The organism is Budvicia aquatica DSM 5075 = ATCC 35567 (genome assembly GCF_000427805.1).
Lineage (GTDB): Bacteria > Pseudomonadota > Gammaproteobacteria > Enterobacterales > Enterobacteriaceae > Budvicia > Budvicia aquatica.
Genome location: NZ_ATYS01000033.1, coordinates 1 through 25,573 on the forward strand (window position 1 = coordinate 1; position 25,573 = coordinate 25,573).

At 46.5% G+C, this 25,573-nt stretch carries 23 protein-coding genes; 14 read left to right on the plus strand and 9 right to left on the minus strand.

The genetic code is table 11. From position 1 onward, the window contains the following. Positions 1-121 precede the first annotated feature (121 nt). Entirely contained in the window at positions 122-451 is a 330-nt protein-coding gene (locus tag YWE_RS27325) for a TFIIB-type zinc ribbon-containing protein (protein WP_051323343.1), read from the plus strand. 52 nt (positions 452-503) lie between these two features. Here YWE_RS27325 and YWE_RS0113715 read toward each other — a convergent pair whose 3' ends face one another. The 3 genes from YWE_RS0113715 to acs are packed head-to-tail and all read right to left on the minus strand — an operon-like array spanning position 504 to position 4,480. Next, positions 504-2,159, minus strand: a complete 1,656-nt coding sequence (locus YWE_RS0113715; RefSeq protein WP_029095058.1) for a cation acetate symporter — start codon at positions 2,157-2,159, stop codon at positions 504-506. Continuing rightward, the gene (locus YWE_RS0113720; RefSeq protein ID WP_029095059.1) at positions 2,156-2,467 is read right to left on the minus strand and encodes a DUF485 domain-containing protein; all 312 of its coding nucleotides are present in this window, start codon (positions 2,465-2,467) and stop codon (positions 2,156-2,158) included. The genes YWE_RS0113715 and YWE_RS0113720 overlap by 4 nt, the downstream gene beginning before the upstream one ends. A 54-nt stretch (positions 2,468-2,521) precedes the next feature. Next, complete coding sequence (acs, locus tag YWE_RS0113725; RefSeq protein WP_029095060.1) at positions 2,522-4,480, minus strand: acetate--CoA ligase; 1,959 nt, start codon at positions 4,478-4,480, stop codon at positions 2,522-2,524. Positions 4,481-5,418: 938 nt separating this feature from the next. Here acs and gltP point away from each other — a divergent pair. From gltP to YWE_RS0113740, 3 genes are all read left to right on the plus strand, one after another. Beyond that, positions 5,419-6,720: a glutamate/aspartate:proton symporter GltP gene (gene gltP / locus YWE_RS0113730; protein WP_029095061.1), complete on the plus strand. Its 1,302-nt coding sequence runs from the start codon at positions 5,419-5,421 to the stop codon at positions 6,718-6,720. Positions 6,721-6,875: 155 nt separating this feature from the next. Further along, positions 6,876-7,484, plus strand: coding sequence for a TetR family transcriptional regulator (locus YWE_RS0113735; protein ID WP_029095062.1), 609 nt, complete (start codon positions 6,876-6,878; stop codon positions 7,482-7,484). A 91-nt stretch (positions 7,485-7,575) separates the two neighbouring features. Next, entirely contained in the window at positions 7,576-8,919 is a 1,344-nt protein-coding gene (locus YWE_RS0113740) for an MATE family efflux transporter (protein ID WP_029095063.1), read from the plus strand. Between the two features lie 16 nt (positions 8,920-8,935). On the opposite strand, the gene YWE_RS0113745 is transcribed toward YWE_RS0113740, so the two are convergent. The 4 genes from YWE_RS0113745 to YWE_RS0113760 form a co-directional block, all read right to left on the minus strand. Continuing rightward, a complete protein-coding gene (locus tag YWE_RS0113745; protein ID WP_029095064.1) occupies positions 8,936-10,828 on the minus strand; it encodes a diguanylate cyclase domain-containing protein in 1,893 nt (630 codons plus the stop codon). Positions 10,829-10,915: 87 nt separating this feature from the next. Further along, on the minus strand, positions 10,916-11,239 hold the full coding sequence (locus tag YWE_RS0113750) for an AzlD domain-containing protein (RefSeq protein WP_029095065.1): 324 nt from the start codon (positions 11,237-11,239) through the stop codon (positions 10,916-10,918). Beyond that, positions 11,236-11,952 (minus strand): AzlC family ABC transporter permease, encoded by a 717-nt coding sequence (locus tag YWE_RS0113755; protein ID WP_029095066.1) that lies wholly within the window; start codon positions 11,950-11,952, stop codon positions 11,236-11,238. Before YWE_RS0113755 ends, YWE_RS0113750 begins: the two co-directional genes overlap by 4 nt. A 142-nt stretch (positions 11,953-12,094) precedes the next feature. Then, a complete protein-coding gene (locus YWE_RS0113760) occupies positions 12,095-12,964 on the minus strand; it encodes an AraC family transcriptional regulator (RefSeq protein WP_051323345.1) in 870 nt (289 codons plus the stop codon). Positions 12,965-13,182: 218 nt separating this feature from the next. Between YWE_RS0113760 and YWE_RS0113765 the strand changes: the two genes are divergently transcribed. The 4 genes from YWE_RS0113765 to YWE_RS0113780 all read left to right on the plus strand — a co-directional run bounded on the left by YWE_RS0113765 (position 13,183) and on the right by YWE_RS0113780 (position 16,486). Beyond that, on the plus strand, positions 13,183-13,764 hold the full coding sequence (locus YWE_RS0113765) for an NAD(P)H-dependent oxidoreductase (protein WP_029095068.1): 582 nt from the start codon (positions 13,183-13,185) through the stop codon (positions 13,762-13,764). A 127-nt stretch (positions 13,765-13,891) separates the two neighbouring features. Beyond that, positions 13,892-14,731: a helix-turn-helix transcriptional regulator gene (locus YWE_RS0113770; RefSeq protein ID WP_029095069.1), complete on the plus strand. Its 840-nt coding sequence runs from the start codon at positions 13,892-13,894 to the stop codon at positions 14,729-14,731. A 52-nt stretch (positions 14,732-14,783) separates the two neighbouring features. Beyond that, positions 14,784-15,422, plus strand: a complete 639-nt coding sequence (locus YWE_RS0113775; RefSeq protein ID WP_029095070.1) for a LysE family translocator — start codon at positions 14,784-14,786, stop codon at positions 15,420-15,422. Between the two features lie 71 nt (positions 15,423-15,493). Beyond that, positions 15,494-16,486 (plus strand): alcohol dehydrogenase catalytic domain-containing protein, encoded by a 993-nt coding sequence (locus YWE_RS0113780; protein WP_029095071.1) that lies wholly within the window; start codon positions 15,494-15,496, stop codon positions 16,484-16,486. A 62-nt stretch (positions 16,487-16,548) separates the two neighbouring features. Here the strand turns inward: YWE_RS0113780 and ycaC are convergent, their stop codons facing one another. Both ycaC and YWE_RS0113790 read right to left on the minus strand, forming a co-directional pair. Next, on the minus strand, positions 16,549-17,169 hold the full coding sequence (gene ycaC / locus YWE_RS0113785) for an isochorismate family cysteine hydrolase YcaC (RefSeq protein ID WP_029095072.1): 621 nt from the start codon (positions 17,167-17,169) through the stop codon (positions 16,549-16,551). A gap of 83 nt (positions 17,170-17,252) precedes the next feature. After that, the gene (locus YWE_RS0113790) at positions 17,253-18,119 is read right to left on the minus strand and encodes a pirin family protein (protein ID WP_029095073.1); all 867 of its coding nucleotides are present in this window, start codon (positions 18,117-18,119) and stop codon (positions 17,253-17,255) included. 120 nt (positions 18,120-18,239) lie between these two features. Here YWE_RS0113790 and YWE_RS0113795 point away from each other — a divergent pair, with 120 nt between their 5' ends. From YWE_RS0113795 to YWE_RS0113820, 6 genes are all read left to right on the plus strand, one after another. Then, on the plus strand, positions 18,240-19,169 hold the full coding sequence (locus tag YWE_RS0113795) for a LysR substrate-binding domain-containing protein (protein ID WP_029095074.1): 930 nt from the start codon (positions 18,240-18,242) through the stop codon (positions 19,167-19,169). Positions 19,170-19,186: 17 nt separating this feature from the next. Continuing rightward, positions 19,187-20,101, plus strand: a complete 915-nt coding sequence (gene rnz, locus YWE_RS0113800; RefSeq protein WP_029095075.1) for a ribonuclease Z — start codon at positions 19,187-19,189, stop codon at positions 20,099-20,101. Between the two features lie 162 nt (positions 20,102-20,263). Continuing rightward, complete coding sequence (gene kdgR, locus YWE_RS0113805) at positions 20,264-21,055, plus strand: DNA-binding transcriptional regulator KdgR (RefSeq protein WP_029095076.1); 792 nt, start codon at positions 20,264-20,266, stop codon at positions 21,053-21,055. A 260-nt stretch (positions 21,056-21,315) separates the two neighbouring features. Then, positions 21,316-21,801, plus strand: coding sequence for a (2Fe-2S)-binding protein (locus tag YWE_RS0113810; RefSeq protein ID WP_029095077.1), 486 nt, complete (start codon positions 21,316-21,318; stop codon positions 21,799-21,801). Next, positions 21,798-24,062, plus strand: coding sequence for a xanthine dehydrogenase family protein molybdopterin-binding subunit (locus YWE_RS0113815; protein ID WP_029095078.1), 2,265 nt, complete (start codon positions 21,798-21,800; stop codon positions 24,060-24,062). The genes YWE_RS0113810 and YWE_RS0113815 overlap by 4 nt, the downstream gene beginning before the upstream one ends. Before the next feature lie 114 nt (positions 24,063-24,176). Continuing rightward, positions 24,177-25,496 (plus strand): c-type cytochrome, encoded by a 1,320-nt coding sequence (locus YWE_RS0113820; protein WP_029095079.1) that lies wholly within the window; start codon positions 24,177-24,179, stop codon positions 25,494-25,496. Positions 25,497-25,573: the final 77 nt, after the last annotated feature.

Consider the following 25,573-nt stretch of genomic DNA (forward strand, 5'->3'; position numbering starts at 1 on the left):
GGAACACATTTGAACGTCGCTTGCGACGGCCCGAAGGGCGGCGGGCAGGAAGCCCGGCGTAAACTGCCAGGCTTTAATTAAAAGTAATAACCCTCAGCGTAAGCTGGGGGTTTTTGCTTTTATGGAATATGGAAAAATACCCTACTCGAGTACCCACCGTTTAGATCTGAGTCCTCGAATTAATGCTATTTGGCTGGACAAGGGCGAATGGGAGTTACTTAAAAAGGAAGGTATTTCAGATAAGCTTAATTCGATCTTTACTGATGTATGGCAGCGTAGGATTCGTGAGTCTTTAGCCCATAATCAATTCGATACTTTATATAGTACCGAGTTTGGGCAAGAGGATTATGAAAAAGTTAAGTGCATCCGAGCGTGGTTACTACAACATCCCCATAAAGATAAATTAACCGCTTTTCTGTTGGCCGATAATCCATGGTCAGCGCTTAAATAGTTAAGTGATAAAAATTAAAGGCGCCATCGGCGCCTTTAACATCGGTGTTTAATCAATGAGATGTGCTTTCTGAAGCACCATAACCGGTTTGTGAACGAACAAATTGTGGATAGAAACGAATACGCTCCTGCTGGGCATTCAGTGATGTATCGGTGATGGAGAAGAACCAAGTACCAATAAATGCGGCTGCCATGGAGAACAGTGCCGGGTACTCATAAGGATAAATTGCTTTTTCATGCCCCAAGATTTGTACCCAGATGGTCGGGCCAAGAATCATTAGAGTAACGGCAGAAATTAATCCCAGCCAGCCGCCAATCATTGCACCTCGGGTAGTTAATTTTGGCCAGTACATCGACAGAATGATGATGGGGAAGTTACAGCTGGCTGCAATAGAGAACGCCAGCCCGACCATAAATGCAATATTCTGCTTCTCAAACAAGATTCCGAGTCCGATGGCCACAACGCCGAGTGCCACGGTGGTAATTTTAGACACTTTGAGCTCATTGCGTTCCGTGGCTTTTCCAGATTTTATGACGTTGGCATAAAGGTCATGAGAAACGGCTGATGCCCCTGCTAACGTTAGCCCGGAAACAACCGCCAGGATAGTTGCAAAAGCGACCGCCGAGATAAATCCGAGGAAGAAGCTGCCGCCTACGGCATCAGCAAGGTGAACCGCTGCCATATTGTTTCCGCCTAATAGAACGCCGCTGGCATCTTTAAACATTGGATTTGAACCGACCAATAAAATGGCGCCGAATCCAATAATAAAAGTCAGAATGTAGAAGTAACCGATAAAACCCGTTGCGTAGAATACGCTTTTACGCGCTTCTTTTGCGTCACTGACGGTAAAGAAACGCATTAAAATGTGCGGTAATCCGGCAGTACCAAACATCAGGGCTAACCCTAATGATAATGCTGATATTGGATCTGAAACTAATCCTCCGGGGCTCATGATAGCCAGTCCCTTAGGATGTACTTTTGTTGCCTGTAGAAACAATTCATTGAAATTAAAGTTAACGGACTTCATTACCATAATCGCCATGAAGCTGGCGCCGGAAAGCAGTAAGACGGCCTTAATGATTTGTACCCACGTTGTTGCCAACATGCCGCCAAATAGCACATATAACACCATCAGTATGCCAACCAGTATCACTGCAACGTGATAATTGAGACCAAAAAGTAGTTGAATAAGTTTACCTGCGCCGACCATCTGAGCAATAAGGTATAAGGCGACAACAACTAATGAGCCGCAGGCAGATAAGGTCCTGATAGGCTTTTGTTTCAGTCGGTATGAGGCGACGTCGGCAAAGGTATATTTGCCTAAATTGCGCAGCCGTTCTGCAATAAGAAATAGGATGATTGGCCAGCCGATTAAGAAGCCGATGGAGTAAATTAGCCCGTCATAACCGGAGGTATATACCAGTGCCGATATACCGAGGAAGGAGGCCGCAGACATAAAGTCACCGGCAATAGCCAGACCGTTTTGAAAGCCGGTGATTTTGCCGCCGGCGGTATAATAATCAGAACGTGAACGGGTTCGTTTAGAGGCCCAATAGGTGATATATAACGTTAAGCATACAAACAGCACAAACATGATGATAGCTTCAACGTTTAAAGGCTGACGCTTCACTTCTCCTCCGATAGCATCAGCATAGGCCAGAGGTGATAAAGCGAGCAGAGATAGTGCAGCTAAAGATCGGATCTTCATTTTTTCGCCTCATCTAATATTTGGGCATTCATTTCATCGAATTCCCCGTTCGCCCGATAAACGTAAATACCGGTTAAGACGAATGAGATAACGATCAGTCCAACGCCAATTGGAATTCCCCTGGTTATACTCGAACCTTCAGATATCGGTGTTCCCAACCACTGTGGCGCAAAGGCGATTAAAAAGATAAACGCAACATAAAGCGCCAACGTAATCGATGAAAGCAACCAAGCGAAGCGTTCACGTTTTTGTACAAGTTCTTTGAAATGCGGGTTGTTTTCAATCCGTTGATAAATGGGGTCATTCATCAGAGCGTCTCCTGTGAGATAACGATTGAATATGGCCGCACGAAGCGGCGCTGATTATGAGGCTACTTTCATTAACTCTTTTTCCTGCAGAAGTTTTTCAACAACGCTAGGGTCCGCCAGCGTAGAAATGTCACCCAAGTTGCCTGTATCTCCATCGGCTATTTTTCGCAATATCCGGCGCATTATTTTTCCAGAACGTGTTTTCGGTAGGGTTTGGGTCCAGTGCAATATGTCTGGTGTAGCAATCGGCCCAATTTCTTTTCGCACCCACTTAATCACTTCATCATAGAGTTCATCGCTAGGCTCTTCGCCATAGTTGAGTGTGATGTAGGCATAAATAGCCTGCCCTTTAATGTAGTGAGGGATCCCGACAACGGCGGCCTCTGCAATTTTCGGATGGGAAACGAGAGCCGATTCAATTTCAGCCGTTCCCAGACGGTGTCCTGAAACATTCAGCACATCATCAACGCGTCCGGTTATCCAGTAATAGCCATCTTCATCTCTACGGGCACCGTCACCGCTGAAGTAACTACCTTTAAATGAGGCAAAGTAGGTCTGTTCAAAGCGGTCGTGATCGCCGTATAGCGTACGGGCCTGAGCGGGCCATGAATCAGTAATAATTAAATTGCCTTCGCTTGGGCCGTCCAGCAGTTTTCCGTCGTTATCAACCAGAGCCGGTTTCACACCAAAAAAAGGTAAGGTGGCCGAGCCCGCTTTAAGTTCGGTGGCGCCCGGTAGCGGCGTTAACATAAATCCGCCGGTTTCAGTCTGCCACCATGTATCGACGATCGGACATTTACTATTACCGATAGTGTTGTAATACCATTCCCACGCTTCAGGGTTGATAGGTTCACCTACGCTTCCCATAATACGAAGTGACGTGCGCTGAGTACCTGTGATGGCCAGATCTCCCTGAGCCATTAAGGAACGGATTGCCGTTGGTGCGGTATAAAGAATATTAACGTTATATTTATCCACTATCTGAGACATACGATTAGCTGCCGGGTAGGTTAATAAGCCTTCAAATAGCAGGGTGGTAGCCCCGTTACATAGCGGTCCGTATAACGCATAGCTATGTCCGGTAACCCAACCCATATCGGCAGTACACCAATAAATTTCACCTTCGTGATAATCAAAAACGTATTTGAACGTCAGGGCGGCATAAACCAGATAGCCCCCAGTGGTATGTAGTACGCCTTTTGGCTTACCGGTTGAACCCGAGGTATATAGAATGAATAACGGATTTTCTGCGCTAAGCTCGACCGGCGGACAATCATCAGAAGCAGTATCATTCAGCTCATGCCACCATAAATCATGACCTGTTTTCCAGTCGATATTATTACCGGTTCGCTTAAATACGATGGTATGTTCAACGCTGTTAACATTGGGATTGGCTAATGCGTCATCGACATTTTTCTTCAGCGGAATAGTTTTTCCTGCCCGCACGCCTTCATCAGCGGTAATGACCAACCGGGAATTCGAATCGATAATTCGGCCAGAAATGGCATCAGGTGAAAAACCACCAAAAATAACCGAATGGATTAATCCAAGGCGGGTACAGGCCAGCATCGCAATAGCCGTTTCGGGCACCATTGGCATATAAATGGCGACCACATCCCCTTGCTTTAGGCCTAATGACCGCAAGACATTGGCAAATTTACACACTCGCTGATGAAGTTGGCGATAGGTAATCTTTTGCGACTGTGATCCATCATCGCTTTCCCAAATAATCGCCACCTGCTCACCTCTGGTGGCTAAATGGCGATCTAAGCAGTTAGCTGAAAGATTGAGGGTACCGTCTTCAAACCAACGGATATCAATATTCCCCGGGGCAAATGAGGTATTTTTAACCTTAGTATAAGGTTTTATCCAATCCACAATTTTCCCCTGTTCAGCCCAAAACTGGTCAGGATCCTGTACTGATTGCTGATACATTGAGTCATATTGTGATTTATTGATCAGAGCGTTTTCTGCTATGGCAGCAGGAACAGGATGCTTATGAACGGTGCTCATTATTGTCCCCTTTAAATTTGTTAATATTATGTAATCTAGTTGTTAGATATAGTTTGCGCACTTTTTATGTTTGTTTTTTGCGCGTATGATCACGCTTCACTAGAGAGGATTGTGGCAATATTTTGAAAAATCAGCACATTACAAGAACAAACGCTCTGTTATTTAGTTTTTGTTGGTGTTTTATTTTGGTCTGTTAATTTTCTATTACCAATATGAATAGATATTGGCCCCCGAACCTCCTGTTAAGCGATTTATTTGTGTCATTTGTTGTTGTTGGTATTCTCATCAATCTGAATATCAAACGATGAAATATTGTCTGTTATTGGCTATTTCTCTCTCGCTTTTAGCACTTAGATTATAAAAATCCTACCTAAGGACCAATACTGCCATTTATTGGTTTTCAGTCACCCCTGAGTACTGAACGCCCGTTATAAATTATTTGATTAATTTATAACGTCTATTTTCACTTAACTTGTTGTTATTCATTTGAATATATAACTCTGATTGATTATGGAATAACGATAAATCATGCAGTTTAATACCCGCTTATATCGAATTATCGCTGAATAGCTGAATAGCTGAATAGCTGAATAGCTGAATAGCTGAATAGCTGAATAGCTGAATAGCTGAATAGCTGAATAGCTGAATAGCTGACTGCTATTGGCGTAGGTAAAATTGTTATCTTGTACGTTTTTTACCAGTTAATTCGTCTGAATTTCAGTATTTATGTAAAGAAAAATGTAATTTTCATGGATAAGATGCTAAAAAGAGCACTTATTAATTTTCAAGGCTGTTTTGATTGCTGTAAAGGGAGCACAAATTATCTGGCGGAGTAGATTGAAAATATTGATTCCCGCATAAATAAAATAAAAAAACCTTGTTTAAGGTGAGCTGTGAATTAACCGGCTTTTTCATGAAGATTGAAGGATTTCGTATATATGAAAGGTTTTAAAATTAGTTTAGCTTGGCAAATTCTGATTGCCCTTGTATTAGGGATTATCGTCGGTTCAATGATGCACGGCGGAGCATCTACAGAGTGGTTAGTGACTAACTTCTTTAAACCTGCCGGTGACATTTTTATTCGTTTAATCAAAATGATTGTTGTACCGATTGTGGTGTCAACCTTAGTGGTTGGTATTGCTGGCATCGGTGATGCGAAGAAGTTAGGCCGCATCGGATTGAAAACCATTATTTATTTTGAAATTATCACCACCATAGCTATCGTTGTGGGCTTAGTGGCGGCTAATGTTTTTCAACCCGGTCACGGTATCGATATGTCACAGCTGAATGCTGTTGATATTTCGCAGTATAAAGCGACAACCGCAGAAGTGCAGAGCGGGGCTCATAGCCTGGTTATCACTATCATGTCGCTTATTCCAACCAACATCTTTAAAGCGCTGGCGGCCGGCGATATGCTGCCGATTATCTTCTTCTCGGTACTGTTTGGCTTAGGCTTATCTTCACTGCCAAAAGAGACGCGTGCTCCGCTGCTCAACGTATTCAGATCAATGTCTGAAACCATGTTTAAAGTTACCCACATGATTATGCGCTATGCGCCTGTCGGGGTATTCGCCTTAATCTCGGTTACAGTGGCTAACTTTGGTTTCTCCTCCCTGATCCCGCTGGTTAAGCTGGTTGTTCTGGTTTATGCCGCCATTATTTTCTTTGCCTTAGTGGTGCTTGGTACGGTAGCCCGGATTTGTGGGCTGCGTATTTGGATCTTAATCCGTATTCTAAAAGATGAACTGATTCTGGCTTATTCCACCGCCAGTTCTGAAACGGTGTTGCCAAGAATTATTGAAAAAATGGAAGCCTACGGTGCTCCGAAAGCGATCACCGGCTTTGTCGTTCCTACGGGCTATTCATTTAATCTCGATGGTTCTACGCTGTATCAGAGCATCGCCGCCATCTTTATTGCTCAGCTATATGGGATTGAACTCAGCCTGATGCAGGAAATCACTCTGGTGCTGACGCTTATGGTGACTTCTAAAGGTATTGCCGGCGTTCCGGGCGTTTCGTTCGTGGTGCTGTTGGCAACCTTAGGAAGCGTCGGTATCCCATTAGACGGCCTGATGTTTATCGCTGGGGTTGACCGTATCATGGATATGGCCCGTACCGCGTTGAACGTTGTGGGTAACGCACTGGCCGTTCTGGTTATTGCCAAATGGGAAAGACAGTTCGATAAAGCTAAAGCCGTTGCATATGAAGCGGAAATGCTTGGTAAAGTAAAAAGTATCTAACCCTCAATTAGATACTTGAATTAACTTGCTCGATCAAAAGGCCACCGAAAGGTGGCTTTTTGATCGGCTTAATAAAGTGAATAATCAAATATGGACACATGTTCAAGTTGAACGTATGATCAATATTCGATTGGGTAATGAAGTCAGGTTTAGTCATGTCTTATATGGCGAAGGATGAGCGGCGCGCGGCGATACTTAACGCGGCAATTAAAGTAGCGCTTAGCGATGGTTTTATGAATATTACTACCCGTAAAGTCAGCGCTGAGCTGGGCGCGGCGACAGGGATTATTCATCACCATTTTTCGTCTACCGCTGAGTTAAGACGCGAGGTGTTCCGCCAGTTTACCCTACGGGATCATCAAGACGTCTGTAACCGAATTATCGGCATGACATTACCGGAGCAACTGTTTCATTTGCTCGACTATTCCAATACGTCACCTGAAGATCCTGCGTACAAATTATGGAACGATGCATGGGCCGAGGCGGTTCGAGATAAGGCGCTGAGTCAAATATACAGTGACTCATTAGTGATGCTCCATAAGACCGTTGTTGATGTGATAGAGCAAGGATGCCACCAGGGCTATTTCCACCCGGATACCCGAACCGAGAGTATTGCGACTAAAGCCTGGCGGTTAATGTCCATCAGCTTTGGTGCTATGTCGATATCTGATATTAATCCGGCGCTCTTGTTGCCGGTATCTTCTGCTGAGCTACTGAGAAACAGTATTCGTAGTGAGCTCGGACAAAAGTCTATTACTGACTGAGCAGATAAACCTGTTCTTTGGCCCTCAGCACCATGCTGTGATGCCTTTCTTATTTGATATGTTTTTAACTGATTAGATTTAGGATGTTGTTATGCAGACCCGAAAAATAGGTCCGCTTTTTGCTCGTTATACGATACCGGCCCTGATTGCTATGTTGGTCAGTGGCACCTATCAAATTATCGATGGAATATTTGTTGGTCGCTACATTGGCAGCGACGGTCTGGCTGCGATAAATCTGGCATGGCCAATGGTCGGCGTTTTGCTGGCCGTTGGCCTAATGATTGGTATCGGTATTGGTAGCCATATATCCCTTAACCGCGGGGCGGGTGATGATGAAAAAGCGTCGGCATTTTTAGGCCAATTGCCTCTATTGCTGATTGTACCGGGGATTATATTAAGCGTTATTCTGCTATTTACCGGTTATTTATTGCTGGATTTCCAAGGTGCAACCGGTAACGTTTTGCACTATGGCTATGACTATCTGAAGGTTATTGCCTTTTCTGCCCCCTTTGTGTTGGGTAGCATTGCCGTTCCTTATATTATGCGCAACCTTAATGCTCCGCGTTTAGCCACAACGTTTATGGTGGTCGGGGCATTAATGAACATCTGTCTGGACTATCTGTTTATCGTTCATTTAAAGCTGGAGTTGGTCGGTGCCGGGCTGGCTACGGTGATTTCAGAAACGACCGCGATGGTGCTGGCGTTAATCTATATTTTTAATAAACGCAGCCCTATGCGTATACGGCGTCGTCACTTTGCGCCACGTTTAGACCTAAGCTGGAAAATTTGTAAAAACGGGGCATCTAGCCTGTTTATGTACCTGTATATCGGTTTCACCATTGTTGCTCATAATTTTATGTTTATGAAATACGGTAACTCGGTATCCGTTGCAGCTTATGCCATTGCCGGCTATCTACTGACTTTTTACTATCTGCTGGTGGAAGGCGTTGCTCATGGGATGCAGCCGATTGTTAGTCGGTTCTATGGGGAAAGAAATATTGATGCTACTAAAAAGGTACTCGGGCTAGCCATGTATTACGGCATTGGCGGCGGCGCGATTTATACTGCGTCGTTGCTGATTTTTCCGGCATTTTTTGCCGGTTTCTTCGTCGGTGACAATGAAGAATTACGCATCATTGCGGTTCATGCTATTCGGATCTACATGTTTGCGCTGTTTGTTAGCGGATTTTTTGTGATTACCGAAGCATTTCTTCAGGCAATTGGTGAAGGTCATAAGGCATTGATTATCACCATTTGTAATATGCTGATTCAACTGCCTTTCCTGTTTATTATGCCACTGTTTTTGGGCATTGACGGCGTTTGGCTGGCGATGCCGGTATCTAGCATTGTGTTGCTAATACCGGTCAGTATTCTTTTGGTCAAACAAATTAAGAAGATTAACCGGATTAAAAAACCGATTCCGCTTAACGCATAATCTCTAAAAATAGCGCTTAATCAGACTCAATGGTGAAGGTTCCTTTGCCTTTGAGTTTGCTCTTGTACATTGCCTGATCGGCACAGGTCAACATATGCTCCGCGGAAAGGCCCTGAATATTTCTTTCAATGCAAATACCAATACTGAAGCTTAATTTTACCGGAATATTACATAGCTGATGCAGGCTAGCCAGGGTATCGAACAGGCGCTGGCATATAAGCATAGCTGCATCTTTAGGGCGCTCTGAGCGACTAAACAGAATGGTAAACTCGTCCCCCGCCAGGCGAGCGGCGAAGTCACCGGGTTCGAAAGAATCTCTGATAACGTCGGCTACGGCTTTGAGTACTATATCGCCAAACCCATGGCCGTAGTTGTCATTGAGTATTTTAAATCCGTCTAAATCCAAAAAGAATAGGGTAAGCCATGGATGGTCCTGCCGGTTATTAAGCATATTGTTAAGCGTCTCCATAAACGCTCGCCTGTTGGGTAATCCGGTCAGAAGGTCATGAGAAGCCTCAAAAATCAGGGTTTCTTGCAGCTGTTTTAGTTCCGATATATCGAGTGAAAGAATATAGAATTCATTAATATTCTTATCTTTGTTAGGGATAAGCGTGGTTTGTACATGTTTAACCCCTTCCAGCGTCGGAATTGTATTTTCAAATGCCACTTTATAACCAGACATCACCTGGTCGAGGTATTTTTCGGCTTTTTTGAAGCTTGCCTCACCGATAACATCAGGCATATACATTCCTAACATTCGGCTAGCTGAAATACCAAACCAGTCTTCATAGGCTCGGTTACTAAAGGTGTAGTGTAAATCGTGATTAACACAGCTAACCAGCGCCGGAACGTTATCAGTAATCTCTTTTAACCGCTCTTTTTCAATATTGAGCAACGACTGGGTTTCGATTCTTTGTTCTACTTCATCATTAACCAGCTTCAGCATTCTTTCTAACTGATCGGTTCTTTCTTTAACTCTTATCTCCAGTTTGTCCGTCATTTGTTTGAGCTGATTTTCGATGGCAATCTTTTCATTGATATCAACAATGATTGAAATGAAATGGTTGGGTTTATTGTCAGGCGTTCTGGCTAAGGAGACTGTGAGCAGTGCCCAGACAACTCTGCCCTGTTTATTAAAATAGCGCTTTTCTATCGAGTAAGTATCAATATGGCCGGAAACCAGCTCATAGAGCTGGCTCAGATCGGAGTCGAGATCGTCAGGGTGGGTAATTTCCTGAAAGGTCAGGTTTATCAGCTCTTGCTCGGTATAACCTAACATCTCACATAGCTTAGGGTTCACCCTTAGCCATTTCCCCATTAAGGAAACGTTAGCCATTCCTACTGCGGCCTGATTAAAGGTCTGCGCAAAGATTAGTTCAGCACTCACCAGATTATCTTCGACTCGTTTGGTGTAAGTAATTTCTTCTAAACGATGAAAATAGAGTTCAACAATATGAGTAAAATCCCTCAGATTATGAATATCGTTTTCGTTAAATGTGCGAGGCTGTGAATCAACAACGCACAGTGTTCCTAAGGCGACACCTTGAAGGGAATAGAAAGGGCACCCGGCGTAAAATACAACGTCAGTGGGACCAGAACCGGTAGCCAAGTCACTAAAGCGTGGGTCCAGGCGTGAATCGGGCACAATAAATATGGTTTTCTCTAATATGGCATAGCTGCAGAGAGAGATATCTCTGGATGTTTCAGTAACGGACAATCCGAAACGAGATTTAAACCATTGGCGTTCGGCATCAATTAATGTCACTAACGCAACAGGGACTTTAAAAAACTCAGCGGCCAGCCGGGTTACTCTGTCCAGCCGCTCTGAAGGGGGAGAGTCTAATTCATTCAGTTCTTTCAGCAGTTTTAAACGCTGTTTTTCATTATCGGGTAATCGTGCTGGAAGCATAGGAATACTCTCACAAATAAGTTCAACGTCTAAAGTATAGACGAATACCCTACGTATTCTGTGAGAGAGGCTACCTTTAATACCTTATCAGAAGTGAATAAGTATGAGATCTTTTAACGTAATGAATATCAATAGGCTGAGTATGACTGACACTAGCGTGTTTCGAATAAATAGGGCCAGAAAAATGGAGAATATCGCGCCCAGCAAATAAGGATTTAATAGTGAATCTCTGATTCCGCTGTTATCTAAAAATATAATTGGCCCACAAATAGCCGTTAATATTGCAGGAATAGAGAAGCCTAAGAGTTTTTTAATCGTCGGGCTCAATTTAATTGGTAAATTAGGCTCAAGAAAGACGTAGCGGTTAAAAAACACCACCAGAGCGGCACTGAATATAATGAACCAGATCATTCTTTATCTCCGGTGATTAATGAGGTGATTAACCCGGCGAACATGGCGCTAACGCCTGAAATGATTAGCGAGCTTGGTACGTGATAGTAGCCCAATACAACCGATAGAATGAGTGCTGTTAGCACGCAAACAATGGTCGGAAGGTTTTTAATCATTGGTACAACAATAACAATAAAGGTCGCGGCAATGGAGAAGTCCAGCCCGTAGCTGCCTAAATTTTCAATTTGTGTCGCGGCTAATATGCCCGCCAGCGTTGACAGCAGCCAGAATATGTAAAAGAACAATCCTACGCCGAGTGCATACCAACGGTTAAATTCCGCCGCAGAATGTTTGCCAATTAAAGCAAAAAGCTCATCGGTGAGTAGAAAACCTAAAATTAGTCGCCACCTTAACGGCAGTGGCGCGATTCGCTCTCGTAGCGTCAGCCCATAAAGCAGGTGTTGGGAAGCAATAAAAAAAGCGGAGATTAGAATCGACATCACGCCGGCACCGGCCTTAATCATGCCCATCACCGCCAACTGCGTTGCTCCGGCAAAGATAATTCCGGACATGCCCAAACCTTCGGCGGGCGTAAGCCCGGTTTCAATGGCCATTGAACCGGCTAAAATTCCCCACGGAAGAACGGCGATACTGAGAGGCAATATGGCCACTCCACCTTTTAAAAAGCTTACCCACCATTCTGAATGGTCGGGTTCTGATACTAAATCACTCATTGTTGTTTCATTGGTCCGTTATACGTTGAGGTAATGCGCTATTACCGAAGCCCGGTGAGAAAGAAAAGGATCGGTATACAATCAGGCTACGCCAGTACCGGAGGATATTATTGTACGCAATTGCTCTGATAGCAAAACCTGGCTAGAGGGTTTTTATATATTGTTTCGGGGTTACGCCCATCGATTTTTTGAAATGGCGATGGAAATGGCTTTGATCGTGGAATCCGAGCATCATGGCAGTGTCCGATATGCTGTGACCATATTTCAGCAGCGACCGGCTTTTACGCAGCCTGGCCTGAATTTGATAGGCATGAGGTGGAAACCCGGTTGCCTTCTGAAACTGGCGCACTAGGTAGTAGGGGCTGAGAGAAACCAGCGATGACAGTTCAAGCAAGGATACGTTCTCTTCCGGATAGTCATCTAAAAATGATTTTACGATTAAAATCTGGCTTTGAACTTTTAATAGCGGTGAGGCCTCAACTCGGGTTTTTCCGTGTCTCATCATCAGGATAGTTAAGGCTGAAAATAGAATGCTTTCTTTTAACAGCTTATTCTCTGAGGTTTTTAATAGTGTAAACGCCAGCCGGAGCTGAACGGCTAAATAGGGGTCGTTGATCACAGCATTGGGAAAATAGGGGGCTGAACCTGAGGGCGTTTTTAGATCTCTTGAGAGCGACATTAACAGGCTTTCGGAAGGGTACATCGCCTGATAAGACCAGCCGTTTTCAGAAGCCGCGCTGCCGGTGTGAATATCATCAGCATTCACCAGCGTAATCCAACCGCTTGGCGCTACGTGTTCACCGCCGGTGCGGTAAAAACTTTGAGCCCCTTCATCAATCAAACCAATACAGAAGTTTTCGTGGCTGTGGCGCGAGAACGTTTGGTGATGATAGTTCGCCTGAAGCACTTCCAGACCGCCAAGATCCCCGATATGGGTATATGTTACATTCTCTCTGCTCACCGTTATAGCTTCCTCTATCGCCTCTTTAATGCTATGGCGGTCTGATACCATAACACTCATTTAGCCCTCAGTTTTGTACAAAATTGCTCTCAACGTTTTGTTCGCAGAGAATCTTGTTATTATTGATTTTTAGTCAACTATATTGTGTTTTTATTGCGATTTTATTCAGGGATAGAGTCTGTAAAATAAGCTTTATGATTTATGGCGGTCAGCGACGCTGGTGAGTTCTGGCTGATGACAATACTAAGTTAATTAAGTGAAGTGAAACAATGAGTAACATTCTGATTATTAACGCAATGAAAAAATTTGCTCACTCAAATGGTGAGCTGAACTTAACGTTACATCACGCCGCGGCGGATTTTTTGCGTCAGGCCGGGCACCAAGTGAAAGAGACTATTGTTGACCAGGGTTATGACATCGAAGAAGAAATCGAAAAATACATGTGGGCTGACACTGTCATTTACCAGCAGCCGGGCTGGTGGATGGGAACACCTTGGATCCTGAAAAAGTATATCGACGAAATTTTTACTGAAGGCCACGGCCGCCTGTACCAAAGCGATGGCCGCAGTCGTTCAGACGCGTCTAAGAAATATGGTTCAGGTGGTTTAATTCAGGGCAAAACCTACATGCTGTCGGTTACCTGGAATGCTCCTCAGGAAGCTTTCGACGATCCAGCGCAGTTTTTTGAAGGCGTTGGCGTTGATGGTGTTTACTTACCGTTCCACAAAGCCAATCAGTTTTTAGGTATGACGCCGTTACCCACGTTCCTGTGTACCGATGTGATGAAGCAGCCCGACGTTGAAAACAACATCAAACGCTTACATCAACATCTGGCAGAGGTTTTTGCCTGAATTTAGCTATAACTTGGAAAACGGTCATCTAATGATGGCCGTTTTTTCATATATAGCGTTAAGATGTACAGTATCAGGCTTACATCGTACTGACAGTCAGAGTAGCGAGAGAGATAAAGAGGGAGTGATGGCAGCACAGAGCGTCCGGTCTGTTGAGCAAGAATATTGGCGTCATAACGACCTGCCTCATATTGAGCTGCGTTCAACCCGACAAAGTCGGATCGGCTATAAGGCCCATTTGCATCAGGCGCTTTCTATTGGCGCAATTGAGCAGGGCACGACCTGCGTCAACTATGGTGGTGCAGAGCGCTTGGCTCATGCCGGTGAACTGGTGCTTATCGATCCTGAGGCGGTACACAGCTGTAATCCTGTCGACGGACATTCACGTAGCTACCATATGCTCTATCTGGATAATACATGGTGCCTGAACCGGTTATCGGCCCTGTTTGGTCAGCCACTGTCCGGTTTTTGCTGCGACCGCTTTGCCATTAAAGATCCGCTTTTGTTTACCCAGTACTTGAGTCTGGTCGAATTACTTCATTCCGGTCAGCTTAATCAGGCAGAGACATTATTAGACGGATTGACCGTCACGCTGTTCAGCCGTTACTGTTCTCCGGCGTCGTCAGATATTGACCAACGGGAAATCACTCATTATATCCGCCTGCGTTTACTGGAAAATCTGGTTACGCCACCGTCGTTAACCGATTTAGCCGAAGAATTACACCTGCGGCCAGAAACGCTGATTCGAATTTTCTACAAAGACGTAGGGATAACCCCAAAAGCGTTTATTAATAATGTGCGAATTGAGCGGGCGAAGCTATTGCTGCGGCAGGGGGAAAGTATTGTTGATGCTGCCCAGCAAACCGGGTTCAGTGACCAGAGCCATTTTCATAAACTGTTTGTATTAAACAATGCGGCAACGCCAAGGCAATATCAGCTAAGCAGATCAATTTCTGACAATAATTAGCCGACGGCTGTCGCTAAAGTCTTCTCAATGATTCCTTGCTGAGAAGATTAATATGTTGTCGATAGGATACTGGCTGCCTGAAGCCTTTCCGCTGTTAGTGCTGGCCCACGGTGTCGCTTTACTGAGCCCCGGCCCTGATTTTTTCCTCTTAACCGGCTATGCCGTTCGCTATCGTTTAAGGGGGAGCGCATTTATTTGTTTGGGTATTGCTGTCGGTAACGGGGTTTATATTGCAGTTGCCATTGCCGGTTGGAGTGGATTACGCACCAACACATGGCTATTCAATACGATCGCCATTATTGGTGCTGTATATTTGTTGTTTTTGGGCGTGATGCTATTGCGAAGCCGGCCGCGACCGCTGGATATTAAAGTAACCCGTGCTGACTGCGTTTCACCTTACCGGCAATTTATATTGGGGATAAGCTCCGCACTGCTGAATCCGAAAAATGCACTGTTTTATATGAGCCTGATGACCGTTATTCTTGGCAGCCAGGTAACGCTGGTTCAGCAGATTAGCAGTGGCATTTGGATGTTTTTGGCGGTATTGCTCTGGGATTTATTGGTGGCGTCAGCGATTAGCTTTCCTCCCGTTCAGCAACGGCTAAGCCACTGGGTTCACTGGATAGAACGGGGGGCGGGCAGTATTTTACTCGCGATGGGATTTTGGCTATTGGTTCAGGTTATTTTATAGCGCTGAAATAGAACTGATTAACCATAGATTTACCGGGTGTGAAAGCCTGAAAAACGATAAGGACAGTATCAATGCAAAAACAGACCCTATCATGGTGCTGGAACCAGCCGGGTGAGCCGGCCGGTTTGGTACAAACTCATGTCGACCTTGCTGAATTAGAAAACCATCAAGTTCTGGTTGCCAATAAAGTGATTGGTCTGAATCCGGTTGACTGGAAAGTGATTAAACACCCTCCTGATGCGTGGAAACCCGGTCATATTCCCGGTGTTGATGCTATGGGCGTGGTGGTAGCCGTAGGGGCCAGAGTCAATCATTTACGGATTGGGACTCGGGTCTGTTACCACACAAATTTACGTACTCAGGGCAGCTTTAGCCATCATACCATTGTGTCTGCTAAGGCGCTGATTCCGGTACCGGATAGCGTCAGTGACCAAGCGGCAGCGGCATTACCTTGCCCCGGTCTAACGGCTTGGCAGGCAATCAAGAAACTACCGGAAATTAAAGGTAAACGGATATTAGTCAGCGGTGCCGGTGGTTCAGTCGGAACTATCCTCACTCAGTTACTGATAGCTCAAGGCGCACAGGTTTATGCTACAGCCAGTGCGGTGAACCATGCGCGCTTAAGCCATTGGGGCGTAATTCAGTCATTCGACTATAAAGACAGTGATTGGCGTCAGCAGATCAAACAACAGCTAGGGACTCAGTCGCTCTATGCGGCTTTTGATATGGTCAGTGGCGAACATGCGGCAACCCTTGCGCCGTTACTGGGGTATTATGGCCACTTAGTCTGCGTTCAGGATCGGATCGCTAAATCCCCGGTTGCGTCGTTCAGCACCTGTATTTCTCTGCATGAAATTGCCCTGGGTGCTATACATCAACATGGCGACGATCGGCAGTGGGCTGAACTGGTTAACGCCGGGCAATTTTTGCTGGCCGAGATCGCCCGTGGCGCAATTATTTTACCTAAATTTGAACTGACTGAATTTGATCGACTTCCGGAGAGTCTGGCGGAGCTGAAACTGAATAATAAAGCAGTGAAGTATCTGGTCAGGATCGGAGAATAATCGCTATTGTTTAGGGGACCGCTATCCCGACAACGCCGGGATAGCGGTGTAAGAAGCGAGGATTACTTAGTTTGTGCACTGAAGCTCTGAATCAGATTTGCGTAAGCTGGTAGGTGTTTGCCCAGAATACCGCCAAATCCTTCAATATCATTACGCCAGTCGCGGTGTAGTTCACATCCCACGCCAAACCATGACATTAACTGCGCCCCAGCTTGTGACATGCGATCCCATGCGGCATCGCGGGTAATCGGATTAAAAGTGCCGGATGCATCAGTAACAACAAACACCTCGAAGCCTTCTTCCAGAGCAGAAAGTGCCGGGAAGGCCACGCATACTTCGGTAACCACACCGGCAATCAGCAACTGCTTTTTACCGGTGGCTTTGACTGCCTTAACAAAGTCGGCATTATCCCATGCGTTAATTTGTCCCGGGCGTGCAAAATAAGGCGCGTCGGGGAACATCGCTTTGAGCTCCGGTACCAGCGGGCCGTTGGGACCATTTTCAAAACTGGTTGTCAGAATGGTCGGTAAGTTAAAAAACTTTGCGATATCGGCCAGAGCCAAGACGTTATTTTTAAATTCATCCGGAGTGAAATCCCGCACCAATGAGAGCAGGCCCGCCTGATGGTCGACAAACAAAACAGCAACATCATCTTTGTTTAAACGGTTATAAGTAAAAGACATAGTAGAACTCCCAATCGATTGTTTAGGGTTGCGAACGGGGCATAAGCTGCCACCGTTCGCTGTCAGTAAAAGGATAGGCTGAATTAACTTATCTGCCCCATTTCTCCGCGATTAAATTGTTCAATAGCCTGATGAATTTCATCGCGAGTATTCATTACAAAAGGCCCTTGTCCGACTACCGGCTCATCAATAGGCTCACCGCTTAATACTAAAAGAGTTGAGTCATTGTTAGATTCCAGACGTATTTCGCCGCCATGGGTATCAAAGCTGATTAAATCGGCTTCGCGGGCAACCTGCGCGTTGTTAACTAGCACCGTGCCTGAAAGTACAACCAACATCGCATTGTGACCGTCAGGTAAATTAAGCACCGCTTCGTTACCGGCTTTTAAGCTCATGTCCCAAACGTTAATATCGGTAAAGGTTTTAGCTGGCCCCTGATTCTGGTCAAATTGACCGGCAATCACCCGCAGGGTTCCTGCATCATCAGGCAGATTAACTACCGGAATCTGCTTATTGAGTATCGACTGATAACCCGCGGGTGCTGATTTATCTTTAGCCGGCAGATTGACCCATAGCTGGACCATGTGCAGCGTTCCGCCTGCTTTAGCAAAGGCTTCAGAGTGGAACTCCTGATGAACGATGCCCGCTCCGGCCGTCATCCATTGCACGTCGCCGGGGCCAATAACGCCGCCAGCTCCGGTTGAGTCCCGGTGCTCGACTTCGCCTTTATAAACCAGCGTAACGGTTTCAAATCCTTTATGAGGGTGCTGACCAACGCCTCTGCGGCCTTTCGTTGGTGTAAAATCTGCCGGGCCTGCATAGTCTAATAATAGGAACGGACTGATATTTTTCGCGCCCAGACTCTGGTAAGAAAACAGTGAACGAACGGGAAAACCATCACCGACCCAGTGTTGTCTTGGGGCACTGTATACGCCTGAAATTTTTCTCATGATGTTATTCCTCCAAATCTTTGCTGCCTCAGTGCAGCGGATGGAACAAGTATAGATATGTGATAATCCATCCGGTAGACTGAAAAAATGAACTCATCGTTCTTTAAATGGAACAATAGAATGTACGATCTCAACGACCTCTATTTTTATGTTCAGGTAGTTAAGCACGCTGGTTTTGCGCCAGCAGGCCGGGCATTGAATATGCCTAAGTCAAAGCTGAGCCGCCGTATCTCACAGTTGGAAGAGCGGATTGGCGTCCGGCTGATTAACCGATCTACCCGGCGTTTTGTGGTGACTGAGATCGGCCAAATCTATTATCAACACTGTGAAGCCATGCTGATGCAGGCCGAAGCGGCTCAGGATGCCATTGATATTACCCGCTCCGAGCCACAGGGTTCGGTGCGCCTTAGCTGCCCGACGGGAATGTTGAATTTTCAGGTCGCTCGGTTATTACCGGGATATATGAAAAAATACCCCAAGGTAAAGATTTATCTGGAAAGTACTGACCGGACGGTTGATGTACTGAAAGAAGGGTTTGATATGGCGATCCGCGTGCGTTTTCCTCCTCTGGAAGACAGCGACCTGGTGATGAAGGTATTATCATCCAGCCCGCAGCAGCTGGTGGCCAGTCCTGAGCTGGCGGCGAAATACGGTAACTGTATTTTACCGGGGGATTTACGTGGTATTCCCACCCTTGATTGGGGCTGGAGTCAGAACGAACATCAGTGGTGTCTGGAAGGGCCTGACGGAGCAACCGCTTTAATTCCTCATTCCCCCTGTTTAGTCACTGATGATATGGTGACATTAAGAGAGGCCGCGCTGGCGGGTATTGGGGTCGTACAATTACCGCTTCTGATTGTTCATCGAGACATTAGCGCCGGTACGCTGGTGCCGGTAGTGCCGAGCTGGCGGCCGAGAGCGGGGATTGTTCACGTGGTGTTTCCTTCACGCCGTGGCCTGTTGCCTTCCGTGAGAAGTTTTCTCGATTATTTATCAGAGAGCTTCGGTGAGCTGGACTTTACTGAACAAGACGCTCAATCGCATCACTAATAGAGAGTAACAACGTAATGGAACTGATTTTTTTAGGTACCGGTGCCGGTATGCCGAGTAAAGAACGTAACGTAACCTCGGTAGCGTTAAACCTGATGGCTGAACGCAACTCTTTTTGGCTGTTTGACTGCGGAGAAGCAACCCAACATCAGATTCTTCATACTCAGGTTAAATTAGGCCGGATTGAAAAGATCTTTATCACTCATTTACACGGCGATCATCTGTTTGGCCTGCCGGGGTTACTTGGTTCTCGTTCGATGAGCGGTTCCACCGAGCCGTTAACGTTGTACGGCCCGACAGGGATAAAAGCGTTTATTGAATCAGCGCTCAGCCTGAGTGGTTCTTATCTCACTTACCCGTTGGATATTGTAGAAATTCAACCGGGGCTGGTGTTTAAAGATGCGCAGATTGAAGTTAGCACGCTGCCATTGACCCACGGTATTGCCAGTTTTGGCTACCGTATTGAAGAGAGTGATAAACCCGGAACTCTGGATGCCGCGCGGCTGATTGCTGAGGGCATTACTCCGGGCCCGCTGTTCCAGCGCCTCAAGTCAGGAGAGTCTGTCACGCTGGATAACGGACAAATAATTAACGGACAGGACTATATTGGCCCGAATCAGAAGGGCAAATCGATAGCTATTTTTGGTGACACGACGCCGACAGAACTTGGTCCTCAGTTGGCCGCGGGAGTCGATGTGATGGTGCATGAGACTACGCTTGAAGCATCAATGGCCGAACAGGCCAATAGCCGCGGGCATTCAACAACCCATCAGGCCGCTGAACTGGCTAAACAGGCCGGGGTTAAGAAATTAATCATTACCCATTTTAGCGGCCGCTACGATCGGGATGAATGCCAACGCTTATTAGCGGAATGCCGGACCATTTTTCCGGCAACCGATGCGGCATACGATTTGGGCGTGTTTGAGATATAGGTCTTTTTTAGTCAGGGATGATATCAGGATTTTTTCTAATAAAAATAATGATATACATCAGCTAACATTAATCGCTGATTGTCACGGAACGCGCTTTTCCATTATACTAAAAACAGCGTTCCAATTTTAATGAAACAATCAAGGGATATAGGAATTAATACTATGAGTATGGATGATATTGATAAGCAGCCTGACTCGGTCTCGTCTGTACTGAAAGTATTTGGTATTTTGCGGGCGTTAGGTGAAGAGCAAGAAATTGGCATTTCTGAGCTGGCGCAACAGGTGATGATGTCGAAGAGTACGGTTTACCGTTTTCTACAAACCATGAAGACTCTGGGCTATGTTACGCAGGAAGGCGATTCTGATAAGTACTCCCTGACCATGAAGCTGTTTGAGCTGGGCTCTAAGTCATTGCAAAATGTGGATGTGATCCGCTATGCCAACATCCAAATGCGCGAAATATCCCGGCAGACTAAAGAGGCTATTCACCTGGGGGCGCTGGATGATGACTGTATTATCTATATTCATAAGATCGATTCGATGTATAACCTGCGGATGTACTCCCGCATTGGTCGTCGCAATCCGATTCATACCACTGCCATAGGTAAAGTGCTGTTGGCGTGGAGCGAACCTCAAGAATTGCAGGACGTTCTGTCAAAAATTACCTTTACCCGTAGTACCGATAAAACGATTACCAGCGTGGAAGACTTTATACCCGTGCTGGAAAAAGCCAAAGAGCAGGGATATGCGGAAGATATTGAAGAGCAGGAAGAGGGGCTGCGTTGTATCGCCGTTCCGGTGTTTGACCGTTTCGGCGTTGTCATTGTTGGCCTGAGCATTTCTTTCCCGACTATTCGTTTCTCTGAAGAGAATAAAGCCAATATCGTTAATATGTTACATGAAGCGGCGCGTAATATTTCATCCCAGATGGGATATCACGATTATCCGTTCTAAGTAAACAGTTTCAATCTGTGTTTATTCGCCGGGAGACAACCATTGTCTCCCGTTTTTTTGTTTATTTTTCGAAGAGATAACCAATAGATTCGCGGGTAGCATCACCCGTCATCTAATATCAGCATTTTTTGTACGGTCACCTTAGTTGTATTGCTCTGGACCCTTCGATAAACTATTAACGAATTGTTAATAAATTTCATCAATTAAGTAAATGGCAGTGTCGAATTAAGTCCGGTATCGGGCTTAGCAAGGAGAATATAATGGCTTCCAGCCGCGAAATAAAAGTAAACGGACAATGGATCCGTTTAGATAATACCCCCCCAACCACCCCTTTGTTATACGCCCTGCGCAACGACCTGATGCTTAATGGCCCAAAGTATGGCTGTGGGTTAGGCGAGTGTGGCGCCTGTACTGTTCTGATTAACGGCGTGGCAACCCGCTCATGTATTACTCCGGTATCGGCGGCCTATCAAAAAGAAATTACAACGCTTGAAGGTCTTGGTACTGAGCAAAACATGCATCCGGTTCAGCAGGCATTTGTTGAAGAGCAGGCGGCTCAGTGTGGCTATTGCACCAACGGGATGATTATGACGCTGGTTGCGCTGTTCGAGCGCAATCCAAAGGCCTCGGAAGACGAGATTAAACAAGAGTTGGCCTATAACCTGTGCCGTTGCGGTACCCATATGGAAATTCTCAGCGCGGCAGAAAAAGCCAAAGCGCTGCTGGCTGAGAGGGCTTCGGCATGAGTATGTTTGATATTACCCGCCGCCGGTTACTTCAGGCTGGCGGAATGCTGATGGTCAGCATGGCTATTCCCGCTCCGTTTAAGGCAATGGCTGCTGAAGCCGCTAAAGTGAATCCGAATGATATTCCTTTGGATCAGGTCGATAGCTTTATCGCTATTTCGGCCGACGGCCAGGTTACTGCGTTTTGTGGCCACGTTGATTTAGGCACCGGCCTTCGTACTTCTCTGGCTCAAATTATTGCCGACGAACTGTATGTTCCGTTTGAAAAAGTCACCATGATCTTGGGTGATACTTTGCGTACGCCGGATCAGGGGCCAACGATTGCCAGCGCCAGTATTCAGGTTACCGCGGTACCGCTGCGTAAAGCGGCTGCCGAAGTACGCCAGTTCCTGTTGAAACAGGCCTCGGTAGTGTTTTCTCAGCCGGTTGAAAGAATGGAAACCAGTCACGGCATGATTAACGTCATTGATAATCCTGAGCGTGAAATCAGCTACGGTGATTTGGTTAAAGGTCAGAACTTTAATATTACGCTGGGTAACGATATCGCCTTAAAGCCGACGGCTGAATACCAGTTTATCGGTAAGCCGATCGCCCGGGTGGATATCCCGGCTAAAGTCACCGGCGGTATGACCTTTGTGCATGATTTCCGCTTGCCCAATATGCTTCATGGCCGCGTTATTCTACCTCCCTATGGCGGTGCTGACAGTTCGGCCCCGTTGGGAGACAGCCTGCTGGAAGTGGATGAGTCTTCAATTGCGGATATGCCGGGCATCGTCAAGGTTGTCGTGATTAATGACTTTGTTGGCGTGGTTGCTGAACGGGAAGAGCAGGCTATCAATGCCGCTCGCAAGCTTAAAGTAAAATGGAAAGAGTGGGCCGGTTTACCTCCTCTGGCGCCGGATGACTTGTTGGAAACGCTGAAAGCTCATCCTAAAACAACCAGATTGCTGCAAGAAGATAACAACGTAGACGGTGCGCTGGATAAGCTGTCTAAAGTGGTTAATGCTGATTATATCTGGCCTTACCATATGCATGCGTCGATTGGTCCGTCTTGCGCAGTGGCTGACGTAGCCGACAATAAAGTCGAAGTCTGGTCAGGTACTCAAAATCCGCACGACTTACGTAACGATATTGTCACGTTGCTGGAGTGCAATCGAGAGAGCGTGAATATTCATCGTATGGAAGCCTCCGGCTGCTACGGACGTAACTGTGCGGATGACGTTGCCGGTAATGCCGCGCTGTTGTCCCGTGCGGTCGGTCGTCCGGTCAGAGTGCAGCTGATGCGCGAACAGGAAAATGCCTGGGAGCCTAAAGGAACGGCCCAGCTGATTCAAATTCGCGGTGGTCTGGATGCGGAAAATAACGTCGGGGCTTATGAGTTTAAGACCTGTTATCCGTCTAACGGTGCGACGCTGCTGCCTTCTATTCTGACCGGTATTATTGCCAATACGGCGATTACTCAGCAGATGGGCGACCGTACTGCAGTACCTCAGTACGAATATCCGAATATGCGAGTGGTGTCTGAAGATGCGGCTCCGATTGTGCGTGCCTCATGGATGCGCGGCGTGTCGGCGCTGCCTAACGTATTCGCTCATGAGTCATGGATTGATGAACTGGCTTATCTGGCGCAGCAGGATCCTATTGCTTACCGTTTACGCTATCTCAAAGATCCGCGGGCCATTGCGCTGATTGAAGCGCTGAAAAAACAGTCAGGCTGGACGGATGGTCCTTCATTTAAAAATAAAAATAGTCAGGATGATGTGGTTACCGGCAGAGGTTTTGCCTATGCCCGTTACTTCCACAGTAAATTCCCCGGTTACGGCGCAGCATGGGCTGCATGGGTGATTGATGTTGAAGTGAACCGTAAAAACGGCCATATCAAGGCCAAGAAGATTTATATTTCCCACGACTGCGGGCAAATCGTTAATCCGGCCGGAGTTCGCCATCAGATTCACGGCAATATTATTCAGTCAACCAGCCGGGTACTGAAAGAGTTCACGACCTTTGATCGGTCAGGCGTGACGTCTCTGGACTGGGGCGGTTATCCGATCCTGAGATTTGACGAACTGCCTGAGATTGATATTCATCTGATTGAGAATCAGGCGGAAGCCCCTATGGGGGTAGGTGAGTCGGCTTCGGTACCCAGTGCGGCAGCAATTGCGAATGCAGTATTTGATGCCACCGGTGTGCGCTTACGTCAGGTGCCATTTACCCCGGCACGGGTTAAGCAGGCGCTGGACAATGCCGCTGCGGGCAAGTGATTAGCCTAAGGCTGGTTTAAATACTGTGCCCGGCGGGCTGTTTCAGCCGCCGGTGCGATTTTACTTTTAGACTCTGAGCGTTGACCGATTAAACGCCAAAAGAATGGATAAATAATGATGAGGCTTAAACGCGTATTAGGCTGGTGTGTGGGGATTGTTGTGGTTGTCGGCGCTGCCGGCCTTTGGTACAGCAGTCATCCTGAAATCGAGCCCCTGAACGTTAAAAATCCGGCTAAGTTTTCTGAAAAACAAATTGCCCGCGGTAAGCTGCTGGCAGATACCGGCGACTGTGCGGTTTGTCATACCAGTAAAGACGGTGTGACCAACGCGGGTGGCTTAGCCATTGAGATTCCTTTTGGAACCATTTACACCACCAATATTACTCCTGATGTTGAAACCGGTATTGGTGACTGGAGCTTTGAAGCCTTTAAACGGGCAATGAGAGAAGGTATTGATCGAAAAGGGAATTATTTGTATCCGGCTTTTCCGTATACCGCCTTTACTAAAACAACGGATGCCGATCTGGAAGACTTATACGCCTATCTGATGTCTCAGACTGCGGTGAAAAGTGACAATCCGGTGACTGATTTATCGTTCCCGTTCAATATTCGTCGCGGAATTTCAGCGTGGAATTTACTGTTCTTATCTCCGGGAGCTTATCAACCGGATACCGCTCAAAGCGAGGAGTGGAACCGTGGCGCTTATCTGGTGGAAGGTTTAGGCCACTGTAGCGCTTGTCATACACCGCGTAACCTAATGTTTGCTGAGAAAACCGGTGACGACTATCTCGGCGGCGGTGTAGCCGAAGGCTGGATTGCTCCCGCATTGAACCGAAATACTCCGTCGCCGATGGGCTGGAATAAAGATGAGCTGGTTGAGTATATGCGCACCGGTTTCTCTGCTAATCATGGCGTTGCAGCAGGTCCGATGGCTCCGGTGGTGAAAGAAGGATTATCGGTGCAGTCCGATGCTGATTTAATGGCAATCGCAACTTACTTAGTATCGTTTCAGGATCCTAAAGGCAAAGTCGCCGATGGCGATCGGGCTAAAGCCGCCGCTGATATTAATCAGCAGGCATACAGTCGGGTTGAACCACTGACAACGCAGGGCGCGCGAATCTTCTCCGGTGCTTGTATGGCGTGCCATAACCAAAGCGGTGGCCCGGTGCTTAACGGCGTGAATCCGTCGATTGCCCTGAACAGTAATCTGTATGAGTCGGTGCCGGATAATATGATTCATATTGTGCTGAACGGCGTTCAGTCACCTGCAAGTGATAAGTTAGGCTATATGCCGGCTTTCCGTTACAACATGAATGACCAGCAGATTGTGGCATTGTTGAGCTATTTGCGGGAAGACTTTGCCAAACAGCCTGCATGGCCGGGGCTGGCGGAGCGGGTGAAGCAGATTAGGCTGGAAACAGAGAAGGACAACTAAGCTTACCCATTAACCTGTGTATTGCCATCCCGTTGAAAAACGGGATTCAGGTTTTGGCTAACCGACTTTATCCGGTA

Bases quoted from the DNA above. Each gene is read 5' to 3' on its own strand.
- YWE_RS0113735 (WP_029095062.1), top strand. From the start codon at position 6,876: ATGTCTTATATGGCGAAGGATGAGCGGCGCGCGGCGATACTTAACGCG.
- YWE_RS0113740 (WP_029095063.1), top strand. From the start codon at position 7,576: ATGCAGACCCGAAAAATAGGTCCGCTTTTTGCTCGTTATACGATACCG.
- acs (WP_029095060.1), bottom strand. From the start codon at position 4,480: ATGAGCACCGTTCATAAGCATCCTGTTCCTGCTGCCATAGCAGAAAAC.
- YWE_RS0113810 (WP_029095077.1), top strand. From the start codon at position 21,316: ATGGCTTCCAGCCGCGAAATAAAAGTAAACGGACAATGGATCCGTTTA.
- YWE_RS0113770 (WP_029095069.1), top strand. From the start codon at position 13,892: ATGGCAGCACAGAGCGTCCGGTCTGTTGAGCAAGAATATTGGCGTCAT.
- gltP (WP_029095061.1), top strand. From the start codon at position 5,419: ATGAAAGGTTTTAAAATTAGTTTAGCTTGGCAAATTCTGATTGCCCTT.
- YWE_RS0113760 (WP_051323345.1), bottom strand. From the start codon at position 12,964: ATGGTATCAGACCGCCATAGCATTAAAGAGGCGATAGAGGAAGCTATA.
- YWE_RS0113795 (WP_029095074.1), top strand. From the start codon at position 18,240: ATGTACGATCTCAACGACCTCTATTTTTATGTTCAGGTAGTTAAGCAC.
- YWE_RS0113750 (WP_029095065.1), bottom strand. From the start codon at position 11,239: ATGATCTGGTTCATTATATTCAGTGCCGCTCTGGTGGTGTTTTTTAAC.
- rnz (WP_029095075.1), top strand. From the start codon at position 19,187: ATGGAACTGATTTTTTTAGGTACCGGTGCCGGTATGCCGAGTAAAGAA.
- YWE_RS0113765 (WP_029095068.1), top strand. From the start codon at position 13,183: ATGAGTAACATTCTGATTATTAACGCAATGAAAAAATTTGCTCACTCA.
- YWE_RS0113820 (WP_029095079.1), top strand. From the start codon at position 24,177: ATGATGAGGCTTAAACGCGTATTAGGCTGGTGTGTGGGGATTGTTGTG.
- kdgR (WP_029095076.1), top strand. From the start codon at position 20,264: ATGAGTATGGATGATATTGATAAGCAGCCTGACTCGGTCTCGTCTGTA.
- YWE_RS0113790 (WP_029095073.1), bottom strand. From the start codon at position 18,119: ATGAGAAAAATTTCAGGCGTATACAGTGCCCCAAGACAACACTGGGTC.
- YWE_RS0113745 (WP_029095064.1), bottom strand. From the start codon at position 10,828: ATGCTTCCAGCACGATTACCCGATAATGAAAAACAGCGTTTAAAACTG.
- YWE_RS0113715 (WP_029095058.1), bottom strand. From the start codon at position 2,159: ATGAAGATCCGATCTTTAGCTGCACTATCTCTGCTCGCTTTATCACCT.
- YWE_RS0113780 (WP_029095071.1), top strand. From the start codon at position 15,494: ATGCAAAAACAGACCCTATCATGGTGCTGGAACCAGCCGGGTGAGCCG.
- YWE_RS0113755 (WP_029095066.1), bottom strand. From the start codon at position 11,952: ATGAGTGATTTAGTATCAGAACCCGACCATTCAGAATGGTGGGTAAGC.
- ycaC (WP_029095072.1), bottom strand. From the start codon at position 17,169: ATGTCTTTTACTTATAACCGTTTAAACAAAGATGATGTTGCTGTTTTG.
- YWE_RS0113720 (WP_029095059.1), bottom strand. From the start codon at position 2,467: ATGAATGACCCCATTTATCAACGGATTGAAAACAACCCGCATTTCAAA.
- YWE_RS27325 (WP_051323343.1), top strand. From the start codon at position 122: ATGGAATATGGAAAAATACCCTACTCGAGTACCCACCGTTTAGATCTG.
- YWE_RS0113775 (WP_029095070.1), top strand. From the start codon at position 14,784: ATGTTGTCGATAGGATACTGGCTGCCTGAAGCCTTTCCGCTGTTAGTG.
- YWE_RS0113815 (WP_029095078.1), top strand. From the start codon at position 21,798: ATGAGTATGTTTGATATTACCCGCCGCCGGTTACTTCAGGCTGGCGGA.